Annotated in this window: 26 protein-coding genes and 1 tRNA gene; 8 read left to right on the top strand and 19 right to left on the bottom strand. The window is 72.0% G+C overall.

Annotated elements, in window-relative coordinates:
* Positions 1 to 7: 7 nt before the first annotated feature.
* Genes ABZS40_RS02870 through ABZS40_RS02860 form a run of 3 tightly spaced genes read right to left on the bottom strand, consistent with a single transcriptional unit; the run spans position 8 to position 3498 of the window.
* Positions 8 to 886 (bottom strand): DUF4328 domain-containing protein, encoded by an 879-nt coding sequence (locus tag ABZS40_RS02870; protein ID WP_354941254.1) that lies wholly within the window; start codon positions 884 to 886, stop codon positions 8 to 10.
* A 46-nt stretch (positions 887 to 932) separates the two neighbouring features.
* Positions 933 to 2342 (bottom strand): amidase family protein, encoded by a 1410-nt coding sequence (locus ABZS40_RS02865; RefSeq protein ID WP_354941252.1) that lies wholly within the window; start codon positions 2340 to 2342, stop codon positions 933 to 935.
* Positions 2343 to 2355: 13 nt separating this feature from the next.
* Positions 2356 to 3498 (bottom strand): cystathionine gamma-synthase, encoded by a 1143-nt coding sequence (locus ABZS40_RS02860; protein WP_354941250.1) that lies wholly within the window; start codon positions 3496 to 3498, stop codon positions 2356 to 2358.
* 97 nt (positions 3499 to 3595) lie between these two features.
* Between ABZS40_RS02860 and ABZS40_RS02855 the strand changes: the two genes are divergently transcribed.
* Positions 3596 to 4018: an HIT family protein gene (locus ABZS40_RS02855; RefSeq protein WP_354941248.1), complete on the top strand. Its 423-nt coding sequence runs from the start codon at positions 3596 to 3598 to the stop codon at positions 4016 to 4018.
* Positions 4019 to 4093: 75 nt separating this feature from the next.
* Positions 4094 to 4756 (top strand): peptide-methionine (S)-S-oxide reductase MsrA, encoded by a 663-nt coding sequence (gene msrA, locus ABZS40_RS02850; protein ID WP_354941246.1) that lies wholly within the window; start codon positions 4094 to 4096, stop codon positions 4754 to 4756.
* A gap of 168 nt (positions 4757 to 4924) precedes the next feature.
* Here the strand turns inward: msrA and ABZS40_RS02845 are convergent, their stop codons facing one another.
* Entirely contained in the window at positions 4925 to 5143 is a 219-nt protein-coding gene (locus ABZS40_RS02845; protein ID WP_354941244.1) for a GntR family transcriptional regulator, read from the bottom strand.
* 876 nt (positions 5144 to 6019) lie between these two features.
* Here ABZS40_RS02845 and ABZS40_RS02840 point away from each other — a divergent pair.
* Both ABZS40_RS02840 and ABZS40_RS02835 read left to right on the top strand, forming a co-directional pair.
* Positions 6020 to 6949, top strand: a complete 930-nt coding sequence (locus tag ABZS40_RS02840; RefSeq protein WP_354941242.1) for a ribonuclease Z — start codon at positions 6020 to 6022, stop codon at positions 6947 to 6949.
* A complete protein-coding gene (locus tag ABZS40_RS02835) occupies positions 6946 to 7455 on the top strand; it encodes a GNAT family N-acetyltransferase (protein WP_354941240.1) in 510 nt (169 codons plus the stop codon). Before ABZS40_RS02840 ends, ABZS40_RS02835 begins: the two co-directional genes overlap by 4 nt.
* A 114-nt stretch (positions 7456 to 7569) precedes the next feature.
* Here ABZS40_RS02835 and ABZS40_RS02830 read toward each other — a convergent pair whose 3' ends face one another.
* Both ABZS40_RS02830 and ABZS40_RS02825 read right to left on the bottom strand, forming a co-directional pair.
* Positions 7570 to 8940 (bottom strand): cystathionine beta-synthase, encoded by a 1371-nt coding sequence (locus ABZS40_RS02830; RefSeq protein ID WP_210787667.1) that lies wholly within the window; start codon positions 8938 to 8940, stop codon positions 7570 to 7572.
* 73 nt (positions 8941 to 9013) lie between these two features.
* Positions 9014 to 9370: a YkvA family protein gene (locus ABZS40_RS02825; protein ID WP_354941238.1), complete on the bottom strand. Its 357-nt coding sequence runs from the start codon at positions 9368 to 9370 to the stop codon at positions 9014 to 9016.
* A gap of 150 nt (positions 9371 to 9520) precedes the next feature.
* Between ABZS40_RS02825 and ABZS40_RS02820 the strand changes: the two genes are divergently transcribed.
* The 3 genes from ABZS40_RS02820 (at position 9521) to ABZS40_RS02810 (ending at position 12723) form a co-directional block, all read left to right on the top strand.
* Positions 9521 to 10573 (top strand): SGNH/GDSL hydrolase family protein, encoded by a 1053-nt coding sequence (locus tag ABZS40_RS02820; protein WP_354941236.1) that lies wholly within the window; start codon positions 9521 to 9523, stop codon positions 10571 to 10573.
* Entirely contained in the window at positions 10570 to 11382 is an 813-nt protein-coding gene (locus ABZS40_RS02815; protein ID WP_354941234.1) for an SGNH/GDSL hydrolase family protein, read from the top strand. Before ABZS40_RS02820 ends, ABZS40_RS02815 begins: the two co-directional genes overlap by 4 nt.
* Before the next feature lie 78 nt (positions 11383 to 11460).
* Complete coding sequence (locus tag ABZS40_RS02810) at positions 11461 to 12723, top strand: acetyl-CoA C-acetyltransferase (protein ID WP_354941232.1); 1263 nt, start codon at positions 11461 to 11463, stop codon at positions 12721 to 12723.
* Between the two features lie 12 nt (positions 12724 to 12735).
* Here the strand turns inward: ABZS40_RS02810 and ABZS40_RS02805 are convergent, their stop codons facing one another.
* The 4 genes from ABZS40_RS02805 to ABZS40_RS02790 all read right to left on the bottom strand — a co-directional run bounded on the left by ABZS40_RS02805 (position 12736) and on the right by ABZS40_RS02790 (position 14999).
* The gene (locus ABZS40_RS02805) at positions 12736 to 13056 is read right to left on the bottom strand and encodes a hypothetical protein (protein WP_354941230.1); all 321 of its coding nucleotides are present in this window, start codon (positions 13054 to 13056) and stop codon (positions 12736 to 12738) included.
* A 46-nt stretch (positions 13057 to 13102) separates the two neighbouring features.
* Positions 13103 to 13861 carry a Bax inhibitor-1/YccA family protein gene (locus ABZS40_RS02800; protein ID WP_354941228.1) on the bottom strand — a complete coding sequence of 253 codons (759 nt, stop codon included), beginning with the start codon at positions 13859 to 13861 and terminating at the stop codon, positions 13103 to 13105.
* Positions 13862 to 13996: 135 nt separating this feature from the next.
* Positions 13997 to 14812 carry a Bax inhibitor-1/YccA family protein gene (locus ABZS40_RS02795; protein WP_238679755.1) on the bottom strand — a complete coding sequence of 272 codons (816 nt, stop codon included), beginning with the start codon at positions 14810 to 14812 and terminating at the stop codon, positions 13997 to 13999.
* Positions 14813 to 14918: 106 nt separating this feature from the next.
* Positions 14919 to 14999: transfer RNA gene (locus ABZS40_RS02790), tRNA-Leu, on the bottom strand.
* A 101-nt stretch (positions 15000 to 15100) separates the two neighbouring features.
* Between ABZS40_RS02790 and ABZS40_RS02785 the strand changes: the two genes are divergently transcribed.
* Positions 15101 to 16960 carry a hypothetical protein gene (locus ABZS40_RS02785; RefSeq protein WP_354941226.1) on the top strand — a complete coding sequence of 620 codons (1860 nt, stop codon included), beginning with the start codon at positions 15101 to 15103 and terminating at the stop codon, positions 16958 to 16960.
* A gap of 110 nt (positions 16961 to 17070) precedes the next feature.
* On the opposite strand, the gene ABZS40_RS02780 is transcribed toward ABZS40_RS02785, so the two are convergent.
* The 9 genes from ABZS40_RS02780 to ABZS40_RS02740 form a co-directional block, all read right to left on the bottom strand.
* Positions 17071 to 18402: an NAD(P)/FAD-dependent oxidoreductase gene (locus ABZS40_RS02780; protein WP_354941224.1), complete on the bottom strand. Its 1332-nt coding sequence runs from the start codon at positions 18400 to 18402 to the stop codon at positions 17071 to 17073.
* Positions 18403 to 18504: 102 nt separating this feature from the next.
* Positions 18505 to 19065, bottom strand: a complete 561-nt coding sequence (locus ABZS40_RS02775) for a hypothetical protein (protein ID WP_354941222.1) — start codon at positions 19063 to 19065, stop codon at positions 18505 to 18507.
* Between the two features lie 108 nt (positions 19066 to 19173).
* Complete coding sequence (locus ABZS40_RS02770; protein ID WP_354941220.1) at positions 19174 to 20616, bottom strand: DUF58 domain-containing protein; 1443 nt, start codon at positions 20614 to 20616, stop codon at positions 19174 to 19176.
* On the bottom strand, positions 20616 to 21623 hold the full coding sequence (locus ABZS40_RS02765; protein WP_091394243.1) for a MoxR family ATPase: 1008 nt from the start codon (positions 21621 to 21623) through the stop codon (positions 20616 to 20618). Before ABZS40_RS02765 ends, ABZS40_RS02770 begins: the two co-directional genes overlap by 1 nt.
* Positions 21623 to 22207 (bottom strand): hypothetical protein, encoded by a 585-nt coding sequence (locus ABZS40_RS02760; protein WP_354941218.1) that lies wholly within the window; start codon positions 22205 to 22207, stop codon positions 21623 to 21625. The genes ABZS40_RS02765 and ABZS40_RS02760 overlap by 1 nt, the downstream gene beginning before the upstream one ends.
* The gene (locus ABZS40_RS02755) at positions 22204 to 22989 is read right to left on the bottom strand and encodes a DUF4129 domain-containing protein (protein WP_354941216.1); all 786 of its coding nucleotides are present in this window, start codon (positions 22987 to 22989) and stop codon (positions 22204 to 22206) included. Before ABZS40_RS02755 ends, ABZS40_RS02760 begins: the two co-directional genes overlap by 4 nt.
* 22 nt (positions 22990 to 23011) lie before the next feature.
* Positions 23012 to 23725: a uracil-DNA glycosylase gene (locus ABZS40_RS02750; protein ID WP_354941214.1), complete on the bottom strand. Its 714-nt coding sequence runs from the start codon at positions 23723 to 23725 to the stop codon at positions 23012 to 23014.
* 19 nt (positions 23726 to 23744) lie between these two features.
* On the bottom strand, positions 23745 to 24431 hold the full coding sequence (locus tag ABZS40_RS02745; RefSeq protein ID WP_354941212.1) for a dienelactone hydrolase family protein: 687 nt from the start codon (positions 24429 to 24431) through the stop codon (positions 23745 to 23747).
* A 199-nt stretch (positions 24432 to 24630) separates the two neighbouring features.
* Positions 24631 to 25215, bottom strand: a complete 585-nt coding sequence (locus ABZS40_RS02740; protein WP_354941210.1) for a hypothetical protein — start codon at positions 25213 to 25215, stop codon at positions 24631 to 24633.
* Positions 25216 to 25227: the final 12 nt, after the last annotated feature.

Below are 25227 nucleotides of genomic sequence, written 5' to 3'. Positions count from 1 at the left end.
GAGTGGATCACGAAGCTGGCGCGACTCCCGGCACCTCCGGGGCGGGCTGCGCCGCCGAAGCGGGCTGCGCCGCCGGAGCTGCGGGCCAGGTCTGGGCCGGCCAGACCGGGGCGATCGGCCACTGCGGGGTGGCGCCGTCAATCCGGGCCTCCTGAGCAGCGGAGATGCGGTGGATCAGCATGATCAGCGTCACCGCCGCGATCACGCAGCCCAGCGCGGGAAGCGTGGCGCGGCCCAGGGAGTCCTGGTACATGTCGACGTACGCCTGGTAGCCGGCATCGTTGAACGGGATCTCTGCCAGCTTTTCGTAGGCCCGGCCGTCGGCGCGGCTGGCGAGCCGCTCACCGACGCTGAACACCAGCCAGGAGCACCACCAGACGGAGACGAGCGCCGGCGTGGCCCGCCGCCAGAGGCTGTCCCGGGCCACTCCCGCCACGACCCGGGCCGGCACTACGAAGTTCGCGAAGGGCACCAGCCAGCCGGCGATCGCCCAACCGGGCCGGAAGGCCGGTTCGGCGCCGGGGAAGGCGTCGGTGTTCCTGCGGGCCCGCCAGGTCCAGATGATCACCAGTACGGCGGCGGCGAGGTGTACCACCGTCATGATCATCGCCACCACTGCGACGATGATCCCCGCGCCGACGAGCAGGTCCGGGTCGTCGTTGGCCTTGGCCCGCCGGGCCAGCACGATGCCGATGAGCGAGGACAGCGCAACCACCAGATAGAGCACGGCTGTCGCGCCGACGGCGACGTTCGCCGCGAGGCCGATCCCACGTACCCGGTAGGTCGGCAGCCCCGGCCTGACGGCGGGCTGGCCGAGGGGCGTGAAGCACCGTGGGCAGTGGTCGATTTCGGGGGACGTGGCGTCCCCGCAGGTCTGGCAGCGCATAGGTGTCCCCCGGGTCCGCGCGACGATGCGCGCACACCCTAGACGATCATGCGGTGGCCGGTGACCCTGTGCCGACTCGGGGATAGCCGGGGGCGTGACGCGTCCACGGGGCGGCCATCTCGAACTGACCGGCCACACCGAGCAGCAGCAGCTCCGAGCCGGGCGGACCGACCAGTTGCACGGCGACCGGCAGGCCGTCCGGGCGACGACCGACCGGCACGACGACAGCCGGCAGGCCGGCGATGTTCCAGGGCGCGGCGTACGGGGCGTACCGGATGTTGGCTGTCATGTTCGCCCGCCAGGACCGCTGCGACCAGCGGGCCGCCTCCGGTGGCGCGCTGGCCAGGGCCGGGGTGAGCAGCAGGTCGACCGAGTGGTCGGTGAAGAAGTCGACCGACCGTTGCCGCCACGCGGCCCGGTCCGCCTCCCGCACGTAGCCGCGACGCTGCGCCCACTCGCCCAGCGCGACGTGCCGTCGGGTACGCCGTTGCAGCCCACGCCGGTCCAGACCGGAGGCCCGGACGTCGGTGGCGGCTGCGGCGAACCAGGTGGCGATGCCCTGGAGGCCGAGCGCGGTGGGGTAGACCGGATCGGCCGGCACCGTGTCGTGCCCGGCAGTGGCGAGGAGCCGGCCGGCGGCGGCGACCGCGTCCCGGTTGGGCGCGTCCGGTGCGACACCGCGCACCGGGGAGCGCAGCGAGACTCCCACCCGCAGCCGCTGCGGGGGGACCAGCTTCTCGGGACGCCGGCCGGCGAGCACCGAGAACCCGACCGCCGCGTCGGCGACCGTGCTGGTCAACATGCCGTGCTCGGTGAGGCCGAACCAGTCGTCCGCCCCGAGCTGGCAGGGGACCACGCCCCGACCGGGCTTGAGCCCGACGAGTCCGCAGCAGGCAGCGGGAATCCGGATCGAGCCGAGACCGTCGTTGGCGTGCGCGATCGGCACCAGCCCGGCCGCGACCGCGGCGGCGGCACCACCCGAGGACCCACCGGGGGTACGGGTGCTGTCCCACGGGTTACGGGTCACCGCGCTGTCGTCGTCGGTCAGCGCCCACAGCCCCAACTCCGGCATCCGGGTCACGCCGAGGATCACCGCGCCGGCGCCGCGCAGCCGACGCACCACCTCGTGGTCCGCCTCCGCCACGTCGGTGCGGGCGGCGGCCGACCCGTTCCAGGTGGGCAGGCCGGCGACCGGGGTGTTCTCCTTGACCGCCACCGGAACCCCGGCCAGCGGCAGATTGGCCAGGTCCTCCTGCTCGTCGACCTTCTCCGCCTCGGTGATCGCCTCACCGCCGCGAACGGCGCGGAACGCGGCCAGCTCACGGTCGGCTCGGGAGATGTACTCGAGGTGGTCGGCGACGACCTGGGTCGCCGAGACGTCACCTCGGCGTACGCCCCGGGCGATCTGCTTGGCGGTCGCTCCGACCCAGGTCGCCATGATGTCCTGCACGGCCATCCTCCCCCAGCGGTCAGCCCAGCGCCTGCTCCAGATCGGCGAGTAGGTCGTCGACCGTCTCGATGCCGACAGACAGTCGCACGAGATCGCCGGGAACTTCAAGCGGCGAGCCGGCAGCACTTGCGTGTGTCATCCGACCCGGGTGCTCGATCAGGGATTCCACACCGCCCAGCGACTCGGCGAGCACGAAGAGCTTGGCCCGGTTGCAGATGTCCACGGCGTGGTCCTCACCACCGGCGGCGCGGAACGAGATCATGCCGCCGAACCGGCGCATCTGCTTGGCGGCCACCTCGTGACCGGGGTGCGAGGGCAGCCCCGGATAGAGCACCTGGGCGACCTTGGCGTGCCCGTCGAGGTACGCGGCGAGCCGCTCGGCGTTGTCGCAGTGCCGGTCCATGCGTACCCCGAGGGTCTTGATGCCGCGCAGGGTGAGCCAGGCGTCGAACGGGCCGTTGATCGCGCCCATCGCGTTCTGGTGGTAGCGCAACTCCTCGCCGAGCCCGGCGTCGGCGACGACGAGCGCGCCACCGACCACGTCGGAGTGCCCACCGACGTACTTGGTGGTGGAGTGCACCACCACGTCCGCGCCGAAGGCGATCGGCTGCTGGAGGTACGGCGAGGCGAAGGTGTTGTCCACCACCAGCAGGGCGCCAGCGTCGTGGGCCACGGCGGCCAGGGCGGCGATGTCGGCGATGCCGAGCAGCGGGTTGGTCGGCGTCTCCACCCAGACGATCTTCGTGCGGCCGGGCTGTACGGCCGCCCGGATCGAGGCCGGGTCGGAGACCTTGGCGGGGCTGAACTCCAGGCCCCAGCGCTGGGCGACCCGGGCGAAGAGTCGGTACGTGCCGCCGTACGCGTCGTCCGGGATCACCACGTGGTCGCCGGGCTGACACACGGCCCGCAGCAGGGTGTCCTCCGCCGCCAGGCCGCTGGCGAAGGCGAGCCCCACCGGCCCGCCCTCCAGCGCCGCCAGGCACTCCTGGAGCGCGTCACGGGTCGGGTTGCCGGAACGGCTGTACTCGTAGCCGAGGCGGGGTGCGCCGACGGCGTCCTGGGCGTACGTGCTGGTCTGGTAGATCGGCGGGATCACCGCGCCGGTGCGGGCCTCGGGGTCCTGACCGGCGTGGATGGCGAGCGTCTCGAAGCCGTGACTCATTCTGGTGAGGCTAGTGCCCCTTCGGAGAGGGCTGGAACGGAACCCGTGCTCCCGGGCGGGAGCCGGACCGTCCGGGGCACCGGCATAGCCTGGCCGGATGAGCGGTTGCGTGTTCTGCGGGATCGTGGCGGGCGAGGTGCCGGCGTTCCGGGTGGCCGACACCTCGGACGGGGTGGCGTTCCTGGACACCCGTCCGGTGTTCAAGGGGCATGTGCTGGTGGTGCCCCGGGTGCACCTGGTGACCCTGGCGGAGTTGCCGGCCGACCTGCTGCCCGGCTACTTCGCCATGGTTCAGCGGATGGCGGTGGCGGTGGAGACCGCTCTCGGCGCCGGTGGGACATTCGTGGCGATGAACAACAAGGTGTCCCAGTCCGTGCCCCACCTGCACACCCACGTGGTCCCGCGTACCAAGGGCGACGGGTTGCGCGGCTTCTTCTGGCCGCGCACCCGCTACGGGGACGACACCGAGGCCCAGACGTACGCGGACCGGATCGCGACGGCGCTCCCCGGTGGGGCCTGACTGACTGTCACGCGGGTAAGGAAGGTGGACCCTCCGGTGTTACACGCTGGGAGAGGTACGAGAGGAGATCCCACCGTGTTTTTGCGCCGTACGAACGCCGATATGGTCTCGCCCGACCAGGCCCTGCCGGGCCGCCCGATCGCCATGCCGGTCGCCGACCGCCACGAGGTGCTGGGCACCCCGTTGAGGGGCCCGTTCCCTGAGGGCCTTCAGGTCGCGGTCTTCGGCATGGGCTGTTTCTGGGGTGCCGAGCGGCTGTTCTGGACGCTTCCCGGCGTCTACACCACCTCCGCCGGCTACGCGGGTGGCGTCACCAAGAACCCGACGTACGAGGAGACGTGCTCCGGCCGGACCGGGCACGCCGAGGTCGTCCAGGTGGTGTACGACCCCAGCAAGATCAACTATGAGGACCTGCTGAAGGTCTTCTGGGAGAACCACGACCCGACCCAGGGCATGCGCCAGGGCAACGACGTGGGCACCCAGTACCGCTCGGCGATCTACACGACCACCGACGAGCAGCGGACCATCGCGGAGTCGTCCCGGGACGCGTTCCAGCCGATCGTGACGCGGGCCGGCAAGGCTGAGATCACCACTGAGATCGCCCCGCTCGGCGGCTACTACTTCGCCGAGGACTACCACCAGCAGTACCTGGCACCGACCAAGAACCCGAACGGGTACTGCAACCACGGCCCGAACGGGCTGAGCTGCCCGGTCGGGGTGGCCCGAGTCGGCGGCTGAGTCGAGGCGTCAGCCTGATTCGGACGTAAGGAGGGCACGATAATCGGCGATAGCGCTAGCCGTCCGCACGGTTACGCCAAGCCGGTCGTCGTGCCCGAAAACCTTAATCAGCTTCGCGGGCCCACGTCCGGGGTGATTGATCTACCACGCGGCCCGGGGCGGTGCCTGCTACGTGTCGGCGACGTACACGCCTGACCCCCGGACGCCGACCACGATTCCCCGCGCTTTCAACCCCTCAACGGCGCGCGCCACAGTGCGCCGGGCCGAGCCGTATTCATCGGCCAGCGCGTCGTACGTCGGGAGGCGCTGGCCGCGCGGGAACTCGCCAGCGCCGATGCGCCGCAACAAATCAGCCTCGATCTCATGCGCGGTGTGAGGTATCGGCACGCACACAGGCTGCGCCTTCCCACAGCGGGGACTACTTACACCCATTGCCTTACTGGCACTACTGGCACTACTGTCAAATCTGCGTGGTGGGTGGTGGATCTGGGATCGGTGCCCGTCGCTGCACCCAAGGGGCGTCCGCCGGTCTCGCCGATCATGCGGGCGCCCCTCATACGGCAGGGAGTAGAAGTGTTCAGTGCGCGGGCAGAGGTCGATCAGCCGGTTCGGGTGCCACTTGAGCTAGAAGTATCGACATGGAGCATCGTCGTCACCGGCCGGGTCACGTGCGGCAAGTGCTGGTGGCCGCTACGAGTGGACACAGCCACGACACCAGGCGAGATTGCCGAAGTCGTCGGTGACCATCGGGAACGCTGCGCGCGGACGCCTCTACGGCCGGCACCCTAGCTCAGGACGGGGCCGCCTGGGCTCAGCGGCTGCGGCGCCGCCCGTGACAGCCAGGCGGGTGGAATTCCGCGCAGGAGTCCTGACTCGTACCTCGGTCAGAACTTGCACCGGTCGCACCTGCCTGATCGCCGCCGTCAGCGCTCTGCCGAGGTGCCCGGGCATTCCCGTTCGGCCCTGTGATGGAAATCCGTTGCCGAGCCCGACGAGAACTCGATAACGTGGCCGTACACGTGAAAGGAGGTGGTCCCGACTTGTATAGCAATCGGACTCGTGAGGTGGCTGTCAGCTAGCCGCTGTCCTCGACAGTGATCGGCCTGCCGCGAGGCGGGCAGAAGCACCATCGTCGAGACCGTGTGGCAGCGGTGCGGCGAATCCACGACAGCCATCCGACCCCCGGGGTGCCGGCCAAGTCCAGCCGGCCCGCGCACATGCGCGGAGCGCCCCGGGGGTCGCTCCATATCCACGGGAGTGGCGATGTCCATGCGCGAGCTGGTGGTGCTGGGGACGGCCAGCCAGGCGCCGACCCGTCAACGCAACCACAACGGGTACGTGCTGCGCTGGGACGACGAGGTGATCCTCTTCGACCCGGGTGAGGGCAGCCAGCGTCAACTCCTGCACACCACTGTCACCGCCACCGACCTGACCCGGATCTGCGTCACCCACTTCCACGGCGACCACTGCCTGGGCCTGCCCGGCACCATCCAGCGACTCTCCCTGGACCGGGTGGCCCACCCGGTCGCCGTGCACTTCCCCGCCGGCGGCGCCGAATACTTCGCCCGGCTGCGGTACGCCACCTCGTTCTACGAGACCGCCGAACTGCGGGTCGAGCCCATCGAGGCCGACGGGCAGCAGATCGCCCTACGCTGCGGCACGCTGGAGGCACGCCGGCTCCGCCACCCCATCGAGACGTACGGCTACCGGCTGGTCGAGCCGGACGGGCACCGGATGCTGCCGGAGAAGCTGGCCGCGTACGGCATCGCCGGGCCGGCCGTCGGCGAGCTGATCCGCGACGGGCACCTGGACCTCGACGGACGCCGCGTCACCCGGGCCGAGGTGAGCGTGCCCCGCCCGGGCCAGCGGTTCGCGTTCGTGATGGACACCGGCCTCTGCGACGGGGTGTACGCCCTCGCCGAGCACGCCGACCTGCTGGTCATCGAGTCGACGTTCCTGGAGTCGGAGGCCGCGCTCGCCGCCGAGGTCGGCCACCTGACCGCGGCGCAGGCCGCCCGGGTGGCGACCGAGTCCGGGGTACGCCGACTCGTGCTCACCCACTTCTCCCAGCGCTACCCCGACCCGCGACGGTTCCACGACGAGGCGCGCGCACACTTCGACGGCGAGCTGATCATCGCCGAGGATCTGACCACGGTGCAGCTTCCGCCGCGCCGGGTAGCCTCGGCCGGGTGACCGTCACGCTCCGCCCCGCGACCGAAGGCGACCTGATGGCGGTGGGTGCCCTGCACCAGCGCTCCCGGGTCGCCGCGTACTCCGCCTTCCTGCCGGCCGAGGCGCTGGCCGACCCGACACCGGAGGCGATGGGGCGGTACTGGGTCGAGCGGTGGATCTGGGAGCGGGACACCCACCGGATGACAGTGGCCGAGCGGGCCGGGGCGCTGGTCGGGTTCAGCCACCTGGGCCCGGACGACGAGGACGACCCCACCACCGGGCTGCTCAACGCGATCCACCTCGACCCGGCCGAGCAGGGCCGCGGCGTCGGCCGAACCCTGATGGTGGACGCGCTGGACGCCATGCGGGCGCAGGGCTGGCGGCGTGCCGTGCTCTGGGTGCTGCGGGACAACGCCCACGCCCGCGCCTTCTACGAGCGCGGCGGCTGGACCCCGACCGGGGACGAACGGGACGAGGCAATCGGGTCGGCCCCGACCCGACAACTCCGCTACACCCGCCCCCTCTAACCTCACCCCACCCCCACCTTCCACCTCGCCGATCTTGCACTTTCTGCTGCGACAAGACACCGCAATAGCGACATTCAGGCGACAGTAAGTGCAAGATCGGCGGGGACGGGGAGGTTAGTGGGCGCCCAGGTGGGACAGGAGGTCCTGGCGGGTGAGGACGCCCTTGGGCTTGCCGTCGACCAGGACCAGGGCGGCGTCGGACTTCTCCAGCATGCCCACCGCCTCGCTCACCGGCTGGCCACCACCGATCATCGGCAGCGGGTCGCCCATGTGCCGCTCGATCGTGTCGTGCAGGTGGGCCTGGCCGGTGAACAGCGCGTCGAGCAGGTCCCGCTCGGCGATCGAGCCGGCGACCTCACCGGTCACCACGGGCGGCTCGGCCTTGAGCACCGGAAGCTGCGAAACGCCGTACTCGCGCATGTAGTCGATCGCGTCGCGGACGGTCTCGGTCGGGTGCACGTGCACCAGCTCGGGCAGCCCGCCCGGCTTGCTGGCCAGCGCGTCGGCCACCGTCGGCTCGGCACCGGAGTTGTCGAGAAAGCCGTACCGGGCCATCCACGAGTCGTTGAAGATCTTGGAGAGGTAGCCTCGGCCGCCGTCGGGCAGCAGCACCACCACCACGTCGTCCGGGCCGGCCCGGCGGGCGACCTCCAGGGCGGCGACCACCGCCATGCCGCAGGAACCGCCGACCAGCAGACCCTCCTCGCGGGCCAGCCGCCGGGTCATCTCGAAGGACGCCTTGTCGGAGACCTCCACGATCTCGTCGGCGACACCCCGGTCGTACGTCTCCGGCCAGAAGTCCTCGCCGACGCCCTCGACCAGGTACGGCCGGCCGGTGCCGCCGGAGTAGACCGAGCCCTCCGGGTCGGCCCCGACGATCCGCACGCGGCCCTCGGACGCCTCCTTGAGGTACCGGCCGATGCCGGAGATGGTGCCGCCGGTGCCGACGCCGGTCACGAAGTGGGTGAGCTCGCCGTCGGTCTGCTTCCACAGCTCCGGGCCGGTCGTCTCGTAGTGCGAGCGCGGGTTGGCCGGGTTGCTGTACTGGTTGGGCTTCCAGGCGCCGGGGATCTCCCGGGTCAGCCGGTCGGAGACGTTGTAGTACGAGCGCGGGTCCTCCGGCGCGACGGCGGTCGGGCAGACCACCACCTCGGCGCCGTACGCCCGGAGCACGTCCTGCTTGTCCTGGCTGACCTTGTCGGGGCAGACGAAGACGCACTTGTAGCCCTTGAGCTGGGCCACCAGGGCCAACCCGACGCCGGTGTTGCCGCTCGTCGGCTCGACGATGGTGCCGCCGGGCTTGAGCAGACCGGCGGCCTCGGCGTCCTCCACCATCCGCAGCGCGATCCGGTCCTTCACCGAGCCGCCCGGGTTGACGTACTCCACCTTCGCCAGCACTGTGGCCTGGATGCCCTCGGTGACGTTACGCAGACGCACCAGCGGGGTGTTTCCGATCATGTCGACGACGTTGTCGTAGTACTGCACGGTGTGCCCTTCGTTGCGGCGCCGGCGGTGGGCGGCCGGGAAGACGTTTGCTCACCGCCCAGCGTACGTGTCGTCAGGGCACCAGCCCCCCGGGGATGACCGAGCCGCGGCGGGCCTCCCACTCCAGGAACCGGTCGGTCTCGGCGAGCACGCTGCCGGCCAACCAGGTGACCATGACCGCGTCGTCGGCCAGCCCGAAGATCGCCAGCGGGATCTCCGGGAGCAGGTCGATCGGCGAGACGATGTACGCCGTCGCCGCGGTCATCAGGGCCAGGCGAAGGCCGCCGTCGTACTCTCCCTTGACGGTGGCCCGGATCATCCGGGGCAGCGCGGCCAACCGCGTGCCGATGGACGGCCCGTTGCGCGCCCCTGCCGCCAGGGCCCGCGCCAGGGCCGTGAACGCCGCGCTGCGCTTCAGTGTCTTACTCATCGTCGCGCTCCTCTCCGCCGGATCAGCGTGGCGGGTCGGCGCAAGTCGGCCGGCCTCATCCACCCAGGTACCCCGTCGCGTCGGTTTCCAGGCACCCGGGTGCCGTCACGACGACAGCGGTGTGTCGGGCCAGCGCGATAATGTCGCGGTATGGGGGTGGCACATTCCGTCGTACCCGGTGGTGAGCGCTGGCGGCAGGCCCGGCGGCTCGTCCGGCTGGCCGCCATCGGCACCGGCGCCACCGCGGCGGCCGCGGTGGCGACCGGCGGGGTGCTGGTCGGCCAGGCCCGCCAGGCTCGACGGACCATCCCGATGGCCCAGGCGCCGCCGCCCCGCTGCGACGGGATGTACGGCGCGAAGTTCCCCGGTCCTGCGCTCACCATGGTCGTGCTCGGTGACTCGTCGGCGGCCGGCTACGGGGTGCACCGCCGTCGGGAGACGCCCGGGGCGTTGCTCGCCACCGGCCTGTCCCGTCGACTGCACCGGCCGGTGCAGGTGCACCGCTTCGCTGTGGTCGGCGCCATCTCGGCGGCGCTTCGCCACCAGGTGGAGGCGGCGCTGGAGTGCCGGCCCGACATCGCGGTGATCCTCATCGGCGGCAACGACATCACCAACCGCACCCCGCGCGGCCTGGCGGTGCGCTACCTGGTCGAGGCGGTGCACACTTTGCGCGACGCGGGGTGCGAGGTGGTCGTCGGCACCTGCCCCGACCTGGGCGCGATCCGCCCGATCCAGCCACCTCTGCGCTGGCTGGCGCACCGCTGGAGCCGCCAGCTCGCGGCCGCCCAGACGGTGGCCGTGGTAGAGGCGGGTGGCTGGACGGTCTCCCTCGGTGACCTGCTCGGCCCCCGGTTCACGGCCGAGCCGACCCGGATGTTCGCCTGGGACCGGTTCCATCCCTCCGCCGAGGGGTACGCGATGGCCGCCGCCGCGCTGCTGCCCACGATGCTCTCCGCCCTCGGCGCGACGCCGGAACGACGGGCCACACCGACGCGGGCAGAGGGCGTACGGTCGCTGCCGGAGGCCGCCCAGGAGGCGGCCCGGCACGCCGGCACGGAGGTCAGCGGCACCCAGGTCCGGGGCCGCGACCGAGGGCCGGCCGGTCGGTGGGCGCAGCTGCGCCGCCGGGCGTTCTTCGGTGTCGGCGCGGTGCCGCAGCACGGGTCCGCCTCGGACACCTCGACAGTGGAGGGACTGGCATGAACGAGCGCAGCGCGCGGAGCGTGACCTCCGGCCTCGCCGGCCGACTGGGTCGGGCGGCGGCGATGTCGCTGCTCGCCGGCACCGTCGGGGGCGCCGCCGTCCTCGCTGGTGAGGCGTTCGTGGCCCGGCACCGGCGCTACGCCGAACCGGAGCTGGGGCTGGCCCTGCGCGCCACGATCGGGCGGGCGGGTGCCCCGGAGCTGCGACTGGTGCTGCTGGGCGACTCGTCGGCACTGGGCGTCGGTGTCGACCGCCTGGAGGACACCATCGGCGGGCAGTTGGCCAACCTGCTCGCCGAGGGCCCGACCGGCCGCCGGGTGCACCTGTCCAGTGTCGGTGTCTCCGGGTCCCGCTCGACGGACCTCGCCACCCAGGTGGCCCGGGCCCTGCTCGGTGAGCGGCCGGACGTGGCGTTGATCCTGATCGGCGCCAACGACGCCACCGGGTTGCGCCGACCCTCCGACGCGGCGGCCTATCTCGGCGCTGCTGTGCACCGGCTGCGCGAAGCGCGCGTCGAGGTGGTGGTGGGCACCTGCCCCGACCTCGGCGCGGTGCGTGCGATAGCGCCTCCGCTGCGCCAGGTGGTCGGCTGGTCCGGGCGTCGGGTGGCCCGCGCGCAGACCACGGCCGTGCTGGAGGCGGGCGGCTCGGTGGTCGACCTGGCCACCGAGACCGGGCCGGTGTTCCGGGCCGACGCCGGGACGCTGTGCCAGGACGGCTTCCACCCCTCCGCCGACGGCTACCGGGTGTGGGCGCACGCTCTGCTGCCCGCCATCGTCGCCGCGGCGGCGGCCACGACCCGGCGCTAGATCGTCCCCGGCCAGGGTGACATTTCCCGCCGCGCCGGCTTCTTCCGCGCCATGTTACCGGCGGGTTAACGTTGGTCCATGCCGATTGAGTCGTCCCGCGACGCCGTCATCGTCGCCACCGCCCGCTCCCCCATCGGCCGGGCGCACAAGGGGTCCCTGCGCGACGTCCGCTCCGACGACCTCGCCGCGACCATCGTCCAGGCCGCGCTGGACAAGATCCCCGCTCTCGATCCGACCACGATCGACGACCTCTACCTCGGGTGCGGCCTGCCCGGCGGCGAGCAGGGCTTCAACATGGCCCGGGTGGTGTCGACCCTCCTCGGTCTGGACACTGTTCCCGGCGCCACGCTGACCCGCTACTGCGCCTCCTCGTTGCAGACCACCCGGATGGCGATGCACGCGATTCGGGCCGGCGAGGGCGACGTGTTCGTCTCCGCCGGGGTGGAAATGGTTTCCCGCTACGCCCGGGGCAGCTCCGACGGGCTGCCGCCCGAGGCGCAGGCAGTGGTCGGCGGCGGCTGGGAGAACCCCCGCTTCGGGTCGGCCGGCGAGCGCTCGAAGCGCCGCGCGCAGGGCGGCGCCGAGGTGTGGACCGACCCGCGTGAGGCCGGCGAGCTGCCCGACATCTACCTGACCATGGGGCAGACCGCGGAGAACCTGGCCCAGGTGCACGACGTCACCCGCGCCGACATGGACGAGTTCGGCGTACGCAGCCAGAACCTCGCCGAGAAGGCCATCGCCGACGGTTTCTGGGCCCGGGAGATCACCCCGGTCACCACGCCGGACGGCACCGTGGTGAGCACCGACGACGGGCCCCGGGCCGGCGTCACCCTCGACGCGGTCTCCGGCCTGAAGCCGGTGTTCCGCCCGGACGGTCGGATCACCGCTGGCAACTGCTGCCCGCTCAACGACGGTGCGGCCGCCGTGGTGGTGATGAGCGCCCAGCGGGCCGAGGAGCTCGGGCTCACCCCGCTGGCCCGGATCGTCTCGACCGGCGTGACCGCGCTGTCGCCGGAGATCATGGGTCTCGGGCCGGTCGAGGCGTCCCGGCAGGCGCTGCGCCGAGCCGGCATGACCATCGACGACGTCGACCTCGTCGAGATCAACGAGGCGTTCGCCGCGCAGGTCATCCCCTCCTACCGCCAGCTGGGCATCCCGGAGGAGAAGCTGAACGTGATGGGCGGGGCCATCGCGGTCGGCCACCCGTTCGGCATGACCGGCGCCCGGATCACCGGCACCCTGCTCAACGCGCTGGAGTGGCACGACAAGACCATCGGCCTGGAAACCATGTGCGTGGGCGGTGGCCAGGGCATGGCCATGGTGCTGGAACGGCTCAGCTGAGCCGAGCCGCCCTCAGAGCGCGCCGCGGGTCGCCGTCACCTCGGCGGCGGCCCGGGTCAGCGCCTCGGCCCCCGGGTCGGCGGCCAGCAGGTCCGCCGCGACAACCCGCAACTGGTCGGGCAGAGCCAGGTCGTTGTCGAGCCGGGGCACCACCCGACGGGGCTCCCCCTCGGCGTCGGCGGCCAGGTTGGCGATCTCCTGCACCAGACGGTGCACCAGGTCGGCGCGGGACACGTTGCCGGCGGTCGCGGCCGCCGCCCACCGGGGCTGCTGCCAGTGCGCGATCTGACGGACCAGCAACTGCACGGCCTTGTCCAACTCCGCTGCGCTCATCGCCGCCGAGTCTACGGCCGACAACGACCGCGCCGGGTCGGGCCGGTCAGCGGCGCAGGTAACTGAGCAGCCGCAGCAGCTGCCAGTAGAGGAAGACCAACCCGGTGAGCAGGCCGAACGCGCTCAGCCACGCGTACCGACGGGCTCGACCGTCGCGCACCGACCGCTCGACCAGATCGAAGTCGAGGATGAAGCTGAACGCCCCGGCGATGATGGCCACCACCGAGAAGGCGTACGGCAGCCAGCCGACCTCCCCGCTGACGCTGTAGACCGCCAGGCCCGATCGCCCGGTGATCAGGTACGACACCAGGTTGACCACGCTGAGCACGGCGATGCCGAGCAGGGTGCCGGTCACCAGGCGGGCCAGCCGGGGCGTCGCCCGGATCACCCGGGCCCGGTAGAGCGCCGCCATGCCGAGGAAGACGCCGAAGGTGCCGGCCACCGCCTGCACCACGATGCCCGGATAGACCTGCTCGAAGGTGCGGCTCGCCACCCCCAGCAGCAGCCCCTGGAGGATGGCGTAGCCGACGATCGGCACCGGATTGGTGATTCTTCGCAACGAGATGACCAGGACCAGCGCGATCGAGGCGAGCGCACTGCCGGCCAGCGCGGCGCCCAGCCACACCGCGTCGGGGATCACCGCCCAGGACACCGCCGCGGCCGCGCCGGTCACCAGCAGCAACCCGACGGTACGGACCACCACGTCGTCGACGGTCATCGGCTCGACGTCACGGGCGCCGAGCACCCGGGCCTCCACCCGGCCGGTCTCGTCCAGCCGGTTGAGCACCGGGTTGTTGCTGCGCACCGCCGCCTCCTTCGCCCGCGTACCCCCCACGTCACTCTGCCCCGGGCGGACCGGCGGCGGCGGGCAAACGGCGCGGACGACGGCGCCCGCCCCCACCGGAGTGGGGACGGGCGCCGGTCGGCAGTGCGGACGAGGTCAGTCGTCGCCCTGGAAGTAGCTCAGCAGGCGCAGGATCTCGATGTAGAGCCAGACCAGGCTGACCAGGATGCCGAACGCGGCCACCCAGGAGTAGCGCTGGGGCAGGCCCATCCGGACGCCGTCCTCGATCTCCTTGAAGCTGAGCACGAAGCTCAGCGAGGCGACCACGATGCAGACCAGGCTGAAGCCGATGGCGAGCGGGCTGCCGTCGCGCAGGCCGGTGTTGACGCCGAACAGCGCCAGCACCAGGTTGATCATCATGACGGCGAAGAGGCCGACCATCACGGCGATCATGCCCTTGACGAAGGCCGGGGTGGCCCGGATGACCTTCGCCCGGTAGAGCATCGCCATCAGGAAGAAGATGCCGAAGCTGGCTGCCGCGGCCTGGAGCACGATGCCGTCGTAGGCCGTCTCGAACGCCTTGCTGACCATGCCGACGAAAACACCCTCGACGACCGCGTACGCGATCACGAGCGCCGGGTTGGCCATCCGGGAGAACGAGATGATCAAGCCGAGGACCAGGCCGACCACCGCCGCGCCGATCCAGGCGGTACCGACCAGCGCGTCGGGCACGAGCACCCAGGCGGCCGCGGCGGTGATGCCGAGAATGCCGAGTAGAGCGACCGTCTTGACGACCACGTCGTCGACGGTCATCGGCGCCACGGTCGGCGGCGCGGCCGGGTAGTCGGCCTGGGACGGGTACTGCTGGGGAATGCCGGGCTGTCCGTACGGCCCGGCCGGGGCGTACCCGGCGGAGCGCTCCCGCTCGGCCGCTTGGCCGAGCCGGGCGAGCACCGGGTTCGAGGTCTTCACTGTCTGGCCTCCCTCAGGGGGTCGTTTGCACGTGAACGTGCCCTCCAAGAGTAAACGGCAGAGCCAAGTCCTGGAGATCACGAATGAGAATGTGTGAGTCGACCGGTGCCCGGGGCGGGGGTCGAACCCGCACGCCTTTCGGCAGCCGCTTTTAAGGCGGCCGTGTCTGCCTTTCCACCACCCGGGCGAGTGGCACCGGCGCGCCGACACGCCTGGTGCAGTGTCACCGTAGCCGGTCTACGGTGACCCGGCGTACCCCGCCAGCCTGGCCACATTAGGGTCGATGCCGTGAGCAGCGCAGCCCCCACGGCCCCCGACGCCGCGCCTGAGCAGGCATTCCGCCTCGCCGATCAGGTCAACCGCCGACCCCGGGCCACCCGGCTGCTGGCCGCCGTCCGCCGCCACCGGGCGGACCTGCTGGCCGCTCTGATCTTCGCCGTGCTGGCCGGCTGGCTCACCCACGGGCTGTGGCCCGACCCGGGTGGCCGCATCCTGGCGCTCAACCCGGAGGACCAGGCCCTCTACGAGTGGTTCCTGGCGGTGGACGCCCGCGCCCTGCTCGGCGACTTCGACCTGCTCACCGGCCGGCTCAACGCCCCCGACGGCGTCAACCTGATGGCCAACACCACGGTGATCGCCCTCGGCGTCCTCTTCGCGCCGGTCACCCTGCTGCTGGGTGCACCGGTCACCTTCGCGCTGCTCGCCGCCGCCAACCTCGCCGGCACCGCACTCGCCTGGTACCTGCTCTTCCACCGGACGCTGCGCGTCCGCCGGGTGGCCGCCGCACTCGGCGGCGGGCTGTGCGGATTCGGACCCGGCATGGTCTCGCAGACCAACAGCCACCTGCACATGACCGCCCAGTGGCTGGTGCCGGTGATCGTCTGGCTGGTGGTCCGGCTGTTGCGGGCGGCCGACCCGGGGCCCGGCACCCCCGACGAGGCCGGCCGTACCCGAGCCACCGGCCCGGACCGCCGTCGACTCCTCACCTCCGCGGCGGGGCTGGCCGGCGCGGTCAGCGCGCAGGTCTTCATCGGCGAGGAGGTGCTCTTCCTCGCCGCGATCACGCTGCTGGTGATGGCGATCAGCTACGCCGTGGCCGACCGGGACCGGGCCCGCCGGGCGCTCCCCGGGTTCGCCGGCGGGTTGGCGATCGCCGCCGGGCTCGCCCTGCTGGTGCTCGGCTATCCGCTGTGGTTCCAGTTCGCCGGGCCACAGGGAGTCGCCGACGGGATGTTCACCCCGGCCTACTTCTCCGCCGACCTGAGCAGTTGGTGGACGCTCTCCCCACTGTCGGTGGCCGGCAGCGACGAATCCGCCCGGCTGACCACCGGCCCCGCCGAGTACAACACCTTCCTCGGCTGGCCACTGCTGCTGGCCGCCGCGGTCTGCGCGATCTGGGCCGGGCGACGCCGGCTGGTCTTCGCCTGCGTCGTGGCGGGCCTGGTGATGGGGGCGCTCTCGCTCGGCCCGGAGGTGGTGCTCGGCGGCACCAGGACGGCGATCCCCGGTCCGTATGCCCTGATCGGAGGGCTGCCGGTGGTGGACGGGGCGTTGCCGATGCGGTTCGCGCTGGCGTTGCTGCCGATCGTCGCGACGCTGCTGGTGCTCGCTGTCGACCGGGCCCTGCGCAGCTCCGGTCGGGCACGACGACTGGTGCCCCTGGCCGTCGGCGTGGCCCTGCTGCCGATCTTCCCGACGCCCCTGCCGACCGCCGGACGACCCGCCGTGCCGGAATTCATCACCGGTGGCCACTGGCGGCAGTGCGTGACGCCGGGCGGGGTGCTGGTCCCGGTGCCGCTGCCCACCCCGAAAGAGCCCTGGCCGATGCGCTGGGCGACCGCCGCCGACGCCGGTTTCGGGCTGCCGGAGGGCTTTTTCATCGGCCCCTACGGGAGGGGCGGCACCGCGGCGATGGGCACCTTCAAGCAGCCCACCTCCGCGCTACTGGCCGATGTCGCCCGGCGCGGCGACCAACCGGCCATCGGCGACGAGCAGCGCCGCCAGGCCGTTCGCGACGCGGACTTCTGGGGCGCCTCCTGCGTGGCGTTGACCGACGACGCCCCCCACGCCGAGGCCCTGCGCGCCACCCTGGAGCAGCTCTACGGCCCACCCACCCGCATCGCCGACGCCTGGACGTGGCGGGTCTAGACCAACCAAAACCCCGCCGATCTTGCACTTTCTGTCCGGACAAGACGCACCAGAAGGCGCATCACGGCATCCGGAAGTGCAAGATCGACGGGGTCAGCGTCGGTGTCTGGTCAGACGCGGGGCGCGCCCACCGGCTGGGATGCCTCCACGAACTCCTCACGCGGGTCGTGCAGCTGGCCCAGGGCGACCACCTCACGCTTGAGGAAGAACGCCAGGGACCAGTCCACCACCACGCGGACCTTCCGGTTGAACGACGGGATCCGGCTCATGTGGTACGTCCGGTGCATCACCCAGGCCGGCCAACCGGTCATCTTGATTCCGTACACCTGGGCCACGCCCTTGTGCAGGCCGAGGCTCGCCACGCTGCCGACGTGCTTGTGCTTGTAGTTCACCGGCTCGCGACCCCGGATCACGGCCGTGATGTTGTCGGCCATCCGGGCGGCCTGGCGCACCGCGTGCTGAGCGCTCGGCGAGCAGAAGTTGCCCGGCTCCTTGGTCAGGTCCGGTACTGCGGCGCAGTCGCCGGCGCTCCAGGCGCCCTCGAGCACCTGGTCACCGTCGACCACCTGGAGCGTGGGCAGGCAGGTGATCCGGCGACGGTCGTCGCGCGGGAAGTCCGTCGAGTCCAGCATCGGCGACGGCTTCACACCGGCCGTCCAGACGATCGTGTCGGAGCGGAAGCTGTCACCGTCGGAGAGCTTGACCACCCCGTCGACGCAGGACTCCAGGCGGGTGTCCAGCCGGATGTCCATGTTCCGCTTCAGCAGCTGCTGCACGGTGTACGCACCCATGTCCCGGTCGACCTCCGGCAGCACCCGCTGGGTGGCCTCGACCAGCACCCAGCGGACCTCGTCCTGCTTGAGCTCCGGGTAGTAACGCAGGGCGTCGCGAGCCATGTCCTCCATCTCGGCGAGCGCCTCGATGCCGGCGTACCCACCACCGACGAAGGTGAAGGTCAGCGCCGACCGGCGGACGTCCGGATCCGGTGTGGCAGCCGCCACGTCGAGCCGATCCAGCACGTGGTTGCGCAGGTAGATCGCCTCGCCGATGGTCTTGAAACCGATGCCCTGCTCGTGCAGGCCGGGAATCGGCAGGGTGCGGGAAACCGAACCCGGAGCCACGATCACGTGGTCGTAGGTGATCTCCCGGGCCGGGCCACTGATCGGCTGCACAGTGGCCACCTTGCGGTCGTGCTCGATCCGCGTGACCGTACCGGCCACCATCTTGCACCGGCGCAACTCCCGCCGCAGCGGCACCACGGAGTGCCGCGGGGAGATGTTGCCCGCCGCCGCCTCGGGCAGGAACGGCTGGTAGGTCATGTGGGGTTGGGGGTCAACCACCATGACCTCAGCCTCACGGGAGCTGAGCTTCTTCGACAGGCGCAGGGCCGCGTACAGACCGACGTGCCCGGCACCAACCACAAGGATCCGCTTCGGATTCACGTTGTCTATCATTCCCCGGCCGGCTCAGGTAATCCCGCTCGCGCCCCCCATCTGTGACGGAGCACAACCCATGTGACCTGCGTAACCCTCACTTCGCAGTGGTCACCGACGTCGCAGCAGCCAGCCCAGCAACGCTGCCAACCCCACCGCCACCAGCAGCCCCAGCACCGTCACCCACTGGTATCCGGCACCTCCACCCGTCCCCGCCGCCTGCAACAACAGCACGCCGAGCACGGCGGCACCCAACAGCACGGCGGCCGACCGCATCAACCAACGGGTGATCAACTCGGGGTCCACCACCGCGTCGTAGGGCAACAGCGCGGCCAGCGCGCAGAGGGTGTGCCCCAGATAGAGCAGGGCCGCGACGGCGAGCAGCCGCCAGAGGGCGACCGGACGGCCGTACCCGTCGGTGGCGAGCAGCCAGCCGCCGACCGTTACCAACGCCGTGAAGGTCGCCCAGACCTTGCGCGGCCCGACCGCGGGCAACAGGGCGGCCACCGCCAGGAAGAGGATCGGCCGGCCGGAAAGCACCTCCGCGGGGAACGCCAGGGCGAACCCGGCAAACACGATGACGAAGATCCCCGCCCGAACCAGCAGCGGGGCCGCACTGATGCGCGTGACCGCATACTGGGCCGCCCGGACCCGCTCCACGAAAGCGCTCACCGAGCCCGCCTTCCGTTCGCGACTGCGGGGCTCGCAAGCTCACTCCTCGCGCTCACCGAGCCCGCCTTCCGTTCGCGACTGCGGGGCTCGCAAGCTCACTCCTCGCGCTCACCGGCCACCCACCCTTGGGGCCGTCGCCAACCGAGCCACGTCCCGCAACACCTGGTCCAGGCTGCCGGCGCCGGCCCAGCGCACCACAGGTACGCCGTGCTCCCGGAGCTGCCCGATCATGATCTCCCGATCCAGGCGCCACAGTCGGTACGCCACCTCGGCCCAACCCTGGTCCTTCGGCGACGCCAGGTCGGTCGGCAACGTGTCGACCGCCACCACGAACCGCCCGCCGCGGGCCAGCCGGGCGAGCATCTGCGCCGACCGTTCGTCCAGCAGCGGGGTGAGCACCACCACCAACGCGTCCGAAGAGAGCAACTGCGGGCCGAAGACCTGGTCGTACGGCTCGTGCGCGGACGCGTGGACCCGGACGTCGAGCAACCACTCCAGGACGGTCAGGTACTGCCGTCGCCCGGCGGCCGGCCGGAGCCGGCGGGCGGCCGGCCCGTACTCCAGCAGCGAAACCCGATCACCTCGGTGCAGGTAGTGCTCGGCGATCGCGGCGGTGGCCCGGACGGTGGTGTCCAGCACCGAGGCAGCACCGTCCACCCCGCCGGAGCGGCCCGCCTCGGCGAGCACGTCGAGCAGCACCACCACCTCCGCGTCCCGGTCGGAGAGAGTGGCGGCCACGTGCAGCTGCCGGGCCCGCAACGAGACCCGCCAGTCGATCCGGCGCAGCCGGTCCCCCGGGGCGAAGACGCGTACGCCGGCCAACTCGCCGCCCTCACCGGGTCGGCGAGAGTGGTGCGCCCCGACCAGGCCGGCGGCGCGGGGCATCGCCTCGACCGCCTCGAACGGCTCGGTACGCGGGTACACCCGCACCCGGACCGGCTCGGTGATCACCGCGCGGGAGACCAGCAGACCGCCGGCCGTGGCGACCCGGGCACCGGCGGGGCCGATCGAGTGCCGGCCCCAGCGCAGGGCCTTGCCGGCCAACTCCAGGTCCACAGCGGCGCCGATCGGCACCGAGGTCACGAACGGCCGGTCCGCGACGGAACGGCGCGAGCTGTTGCCCTGCGCCGACGCACCGGTCGCCGGGACGGCACTCGGCTCCCCGGCGTCGACGGCCTCGTCGCGGGCGAAGCCGGCCCGGTCGATCCGCAGCCACGGCGACACCCGTGACCGCATCACCACCAGGTCGTAGTCGACAGTGTCCGGGTTACCGACGCTCACCGCCGCCGCCACGTCACCGCCCTCGACCAGCGGCCCGCCGTCATCCTGGGTGATCCACACCTGTGGCAGCGCCGTGGGCCGCCGACGCAGCGCGTACGCGGTGCCCAACGCGAACGGGGCGGCGAGCACGATCAGGTCCACCCGACCCAGCAGCACGCCGGCCACCAGCAGCAGGCCGGCGAGCAGCACCGCGCGGCCGAGCGCCGGGGTGGGCGCCCAGCCGGCAGCCGGTTCCGCTTCGGTGGCCGTCGGCACTGTCGGTCCGGTCATCAGTGCCGGGGCCCGCCGGCGGCGTAGCTGGGCAGCGCGCCACTGGCCGGGGCGGGAGTCGCCTCCAGCACCTCGCCCACCACGAACGCAGGGTCGACCCGGCGCAACCACATCTCCGGGCGCAGGGTGATCCGGTGGGCCAGGGCGGGCGCCGCCACCGACTTGACGTCCTCCGGCACCACGTAGTCCCGTCCGCCGAACACCGCGCGGACCCGGGCCAGCAGCAACAGCGCCAACGAACCGCGAGGTGAGGCGCCGACCAGCACCGACGGGTGCTCCCGGGTGGCCGCGGTGAGCGACACGATGTAGCGGCCGATGGAGTCCTCCACCACCACGTCCTCCAGGGCGGCCTGCATGGCCCGCAGCGTCGCCGCGTCGACCACCGCCTTGATGTCCGCCTCCTCCCGGCGACGGCTCATCCGACGGCGCAGCACCTCCCACTCCTCTTCGTGCTGCGGGTAGCCGAACGAGACCCGCAGCAGGAACCGGTCCAGCTGCGCCTCGGGCAGCGGGTAGGTGCCCTCGTACTCGATGGGGTTGGCGGTGGCCAGCACGTGGAACGGCTCGTCGAGCTTGTAGGTCACACCCTCGACCGACACCTGCTTTTCCTGCATCGCCTCCAGCAGCGCGGACTGGGTCTTCGGCGGCGTCCGGTTGATCTCGTCGGCGAGGAGCAGGTTGGTGAAGACCGGGCCGGCCCGGAAGGTGAAGTCGCCGTTGCGCTGGTCGTAGAGGAATGAGCCGGTGACGTCGGCGGGCAGCAGGTCGGGGGTGAACTGCAACCGACGGAAGTCCAACCCGAGGGCCTGGGCGAACGAGCGGGCGGTGAGCGTCTTACCGAGCCCCGGCAGGTCCTCCAGGAGCACGTGCCCGCCCGCGAGGATGCCGGCGAGGACCAGCTCCAACGCGTCCCGCTTGCCGACCACGACGGTGCCGACCGCGTCCAGGACCGCCCGAGCCAGGTGCCCGACCTCGGCGGGGGCAATGCTCCGGTCCACGTCGTTCATCAGATGCTCTCCAGTTCGGCGACGATCACCGCGAGGTCGCGCGGCGACGGGGTGCGGCGAGGCGGGGTCTCCAGGAACGTCCACAGGCGGTCACCCAGCAGGACGCGAGCGCGGGCGGGATCCGACTCACGGGTGACGCCGTGTTTCAGCCGCATCCGCTCGTCGGCCAGTTCACCGATCCGGGGCAGCACCGTCCCGGTAAACCGTTCGGGTCGGGTGGAGGACCAGTCCAGGGGCCATTCCCACCGGTTGATCGCGCTGCGCAGCGCGTCCCGGGCACCCCAGTTGTAGCTGCCGTCCTCCTCGCCCGTGCCGACCCGACCACCGCCGGGCGGCGGGGGCGGCGGTGCGAGCAGGGCGGTGACCCGGCGGACCGCCAGCACGGCGAGCACCCCGGCGATCAGTACGGGCAGCGAGACCTGGAGGCCCACCGCGCGGAGACCGACCAGCAGGACCGCGACCAGCGCGGCGGCCCACGCGAGCGAGCGCAGCAGCGGACGCCATCGGGAGTCGCGCGCCTGCGGACCGGCCGGTGCCGCCTCCTCCTCGAACGCGAGCAGGTCGTCGATGCTGGTGCTGCTCATGAGGTCACCACCGCTGTGAGTTCGCCGCGCAGCCGGCCGAGCGCGGCGCGGGCCTGGTCCCGGGTGCGTTCGCCGACCGGGTGGGTGGCGTACCGGGCCTCCCGGTAGACGTGCGCGAACTCGGCCAGCACGTCGGTGCTGGCGATGGCCGGCACGCCCGCCTCAGGATCACCCTGCAACAGTCGGCTGACCAGGTCGGTGGGGGTGTCTCCGGCGAGCCTCGGCACACCGGCCGCGGCGGCGGTCTCCTCCAGGCGCACCCAGCAGGCGATCACCGCCACCCGGGGGTCGGTGTCCCGGTCGTCGAGCTCCACCAGACCGGCGTCGAGGGCGGCGACCACCTCGCGGGCGGTGCCCTCGGCGGTACGGCGGGCCCGCTGCGCGGGTAGTGCCCGGGTGGTGCGGCGCAGCGCGCCCCGGATCAGGATCCAGGTGAGGTAGCCGAGCGCGGCGAGGATGGCCAACCCGAGCAGGACCACCGCCACCGTGCCGACCCACTGCGGGATGTGCGCCTGGGTGGCCTCGCCGGCGTCGCGCGGCTCGATCGGGATGGACGGCGACGGCTCGACGGTCGGGTACTCGGGAACCCAGGGCACGTTGTCCGCGGCCGGCGGAATCCGGCTGGCCCCGATCGACGAGTGCGCGGACGCCAGCGCGGCACCGGCGAGCAGGGCGGCGACCGCGCCGACCGGCCACCACCGGCGGAACAGGCCGAGCACCTGCCGCAGCACACCCGGCTCGGCGGACGGTACCGGTGTGGGCGGGCGTGGTCCGTCTGTCATCGCCACCACCCCACGCGTCGTCTCAGTCCACTCCGGCCAGCTGTTTAGCCTGGCCGAAGACGTCGTCCAACATCTCTGGTGTCAACCGCCCGGTGAAGGTGTTCTGCTGACTGACGTGGTAGCAGCCCAGCAAGTCCGGAGCGTTCGTGCCGGACCAGTGTGCCCCATGACCGAACGCCGGTCGCGGGCTGGGCGGGCGCTGCTCGTACACCGCTCGGAGCACCGGCCACCACGCGGCCCAGGCGAATGCGCCCAGCGCGACCACTACCCGCAGCGTGGGCCGGATCACTGTGACCTCGCGGTGCAGCCAGGGTGCGCAGGTGTCCCGTTCCAGTGGCGTCGGCTTGTTGTCCGGAGGCGCACACCGGACGGCCGAGAAGATCCGCAGGTCGCGCACTGTAAGCCCGTCGTCGGCGGCGACGCTGGTCGGCTGGTTGACCAGCCCGGCCCGGTGCAGCGCGGCGAACAGCACGTCACCCGAGCGGTCACCGGTGAAGATCCGGCCGGTGCGGTTGCCACCGTGAGCGGCGGGTGCCAGCCCGAGGATGGCGATCCGGGCGTCACCGGTGCCGAGGCCCGGCACCGGCCGCCCCCAGTACTCCTGGTCGCGGAAGGCGGCCCGGCGGGTGCGGGCGACCTCCTCCCGCCATTGGACCAGCCGCGGGCAGGCGAAACAGTCGCTCACCGCCGCGTCGAGGTCGGCCAGGTCGGTCGCCCGCGCTGCGCGGGCGACCACCTGTGCGGGGGTACGCGTCTCAGCCAAGCTTGGCCCGGAAGAGTTCCAGGGTGCGGGCCCAGGCGCTGGCGGCGGCGCGCTGATCGAACGCCTCCGGCCGGTCGTCGTTGAAGAAGGCGTGCGAGGTGCCCGGGTAGTCGTAGAGGTGGCAGTCGCCGCCGGCCTCCTCAATGGCCCGGCGGGCGGACTGTACGCCCTCGTTGGCCGAGGTGCCGTCCTCTTCGGAGCAGTGGATGACCGCTGCCTTGCCGGCGTAGTCGGCCCAGTCGGGGCGCATCGACTCCCACGGCAGCACGGGATAGAAACCGGCGGTCGCGACGATCCGCTCGGAGATGGTGGCCGACCACAGGGCCAGGCTGCCACCGGCGCAGAAGCCCACGGCGCCGACCTTTCCGGTGACCTCGGGTCGCCCGGCGAGATAGTCGGCCGCGCCGGCGATGTCCTTCGCCGCCTCGTCCATCCGCATCGCCAGCAGGAGTCGCTGCGCCTCGTCCGGCTCGCTGGTCGTCTCACCGTGGTAGAAGTCCGGGGCGAGGGCGACGAAACCGGCCTCGGCGAACCGGTCCGCCACCGACCGGATGTGCGGGACCAGGCCCCACCATTCCTGAATGACGATGACGGCGGGGCTGGCCGTGCCGCTGGCGGGTATCGCGAGATACCCCTCGCTCGTGCCCCCGTTGCTGCGGTAGCTCACCATTTCGCCCATGGGCCGTCCTCCTAGCGGTCAGTCATCGTTGGCTGGTCGCCCAGTGGTCCTACGTGCCGGTAGCCTGCCACGCCACGCGGCCGTCGGGAAGACGCCGGAACAGTGGCATTCACCTCCCGTTCGCCCCCCGGTGACTCCGGGTACGCCGACGGCGGCGGGGTCTGTCCCCGCCGCCGTCGATACCGCGCTGTCGCTGCGGTCAGACCTTCTTGGTCAGGCAGAGCACGTAGCCCGTCTTGCCCGGCTCGATGCTGGAGAAGACGTACCCCTCCTCGCCCTCCTTGAAGAACTGGGTGCAGGTGGTGTCGGCCTTGGCCTGAGCCTCGCTCTGGCCGTCCACCCGACCGACCACGTTGTACGCCGCGTCGGTGGAGGTGCACTCGACGACCTTGGCGCCGTCGACCTCCTCCTGCTCGGTGCCGGTGATTTCGGGCAGCTCGGCGATGCAGTCGCCGGTCTTGGCGGCTGCGGTCTCGTCCTTGTTGAAGTAGTTGCCGATCGCCGAGACGACGCCGAACTTCAGGCCGGCGATGACGACGACGGCGAGAATCGCCCCGACGATGCCGAGGGCCTTCTTCGCACCGGACTTGTCCGCCTTCGGCTCGGCCGGCTGGGGCGCGGCCGGCTGCTGCGCGGCGGGCTGCGGCGTCTCGGCGGCAGGCTGCGGCTCGGCCGACTGCTGCTGCTGCGCGGCGGGCTGCGGCTCGGCCGCTCGCGGCGTCTCGACGGCCGGCTCAGGGGTTGCGGCGTCGGGCGCGGGGGGCGGTGCGACCTGCTCTGGCACTGGGGTTCCTTC

The organism is Micromonospora sp. NPDC005324 (assembly GCF_040607155.1).
Taxonomy (GTDB): Bacteria; Actinomycetota; Actinomycetes; order Mycobacteriales; family Micromonosporaceae; genus Micromonospora; species Micromonospora trifolii.
This window is presented reverse-complemented; position numbering and strand designations above follow the sequence as displayed.

What these genes read in the sequence shown, in the direction of transcription:
- ABZS40_RS02870 (WP_354941254.1), bottom strand. Translation starts at nt 886, where the DNA reads ATGCGCTGCCAGACCTGCGGGGACGCCACGTCCCCCGAAATCGACCAC.
- ABZS40_RS02865 (WP_354941252.1), bottom strand. Translation starts at nt 2,342, where the DNA reads ATGGCCGTGCAGGACATCATGGCGACCTGGGTCGGAGCGACCGCCAAG.
- ABZS40_RS02860 (WP_354941250.1), bottom strand. Translation starts at nt 3,498, where the DNA reads ATGAGTCACGGCTTCGAGACGCTCGCCATCCACGCCGGTCAGGACCCC.
- ABZS40_RS02855 (WP_354941248.1), top strand. Translation starts at nt 3,596, where the DNA reads ATGAGCGGTTGCGTGTTCTGCGGGATCGTGGCGGGCGAGGTGCCGGCG.
- ABZS40_RS02840 (WP_354941242.1), top strand. Translation starts at nt 6,020, where the DNA reads ATGTCCATGCGCGAGCTGGTGGTGCTGGGGACGGCCAGCCAGGCGCCG.
- ABZS40_RS02825 (WP_354941238.1), bottom strand. Translation starts at nt 9,370, where the DNA reads ATGAGTAAGACACTGAAGCGCAGCGCGGCGTTCACGGCCCTGGCGCGG.
- ABZS40_RS02820 (WP_354941236.1), top strand. Translation starts at nt 9,521, where the DNA reads ATGGGGGTGGCACATTCCGTCGTACCCGGTGGTGAGCGCTGGCGGCAG.
- ABZS40_RS02815 (WP_354941234.1), top strand. Translation starts at nt 10,570, where the DNA reads ATGAACGAGCGCAGCGCGCGGAGCGTGACCTCCGGCCTCGCCGGCCGA.
- ABZS40_RS02810 (WP_354941232.1), top strand. Translation starts at nt 11,461, where the DNA reads ATGCCGATTGAGTCGTCCCGCGACGCCGTCATCGTCGCCACCGCCCGC.
- ABZS40_RS02805 (WP_354941230.1), bottom strand. Translation starts at nt 13,056, where the DNA reads ATGAGCGCAGCGGAGTTGGACAAGGCCGTGCAGTTGCTGGTCCGTCAG.
- ABZS40_RS02770 (WP_354941220.1), bottom strand. Translation starts at nt 20,616, where the DNA reads ATGACCGGACCGACAGTGCCGACGGCCACCGAAGCGGAACCGGCTGCC.
- ABZS40_RS02765 (WP_091394243.1), bottom strand. Translation starts at nt 21,623, where the DNA reads ATGAACGACGTGGACCGGAGCATTGCCCCCGCCGAGGTCGGGCACCTG.
- ABZS40_RS02760 (WP_354941218.1), bottom strand. Translation starts at nt 22,207, where the DNA reads ATGAGCAGCACCAGCATCGACGACCTGCTCGCGTTCGAGGAGGAGGCG.
- ABZS40_RS02755 (WP_354941216.1), bottom strand. Translation starts at nt 22,989, where the DNA reads ATGACAGACGGACCACGCCCGCCCACACCGGTACCGTCCGCCGAGCCG.
- ABZS40_RS02745 (WP_354941212.1), bottom strand. Translation starts at nt 24,431, where the DNA reads ATGGGCGAAATGGTGAGCTACCGCAGCAACGGGGGCACGAGCGAGGGG.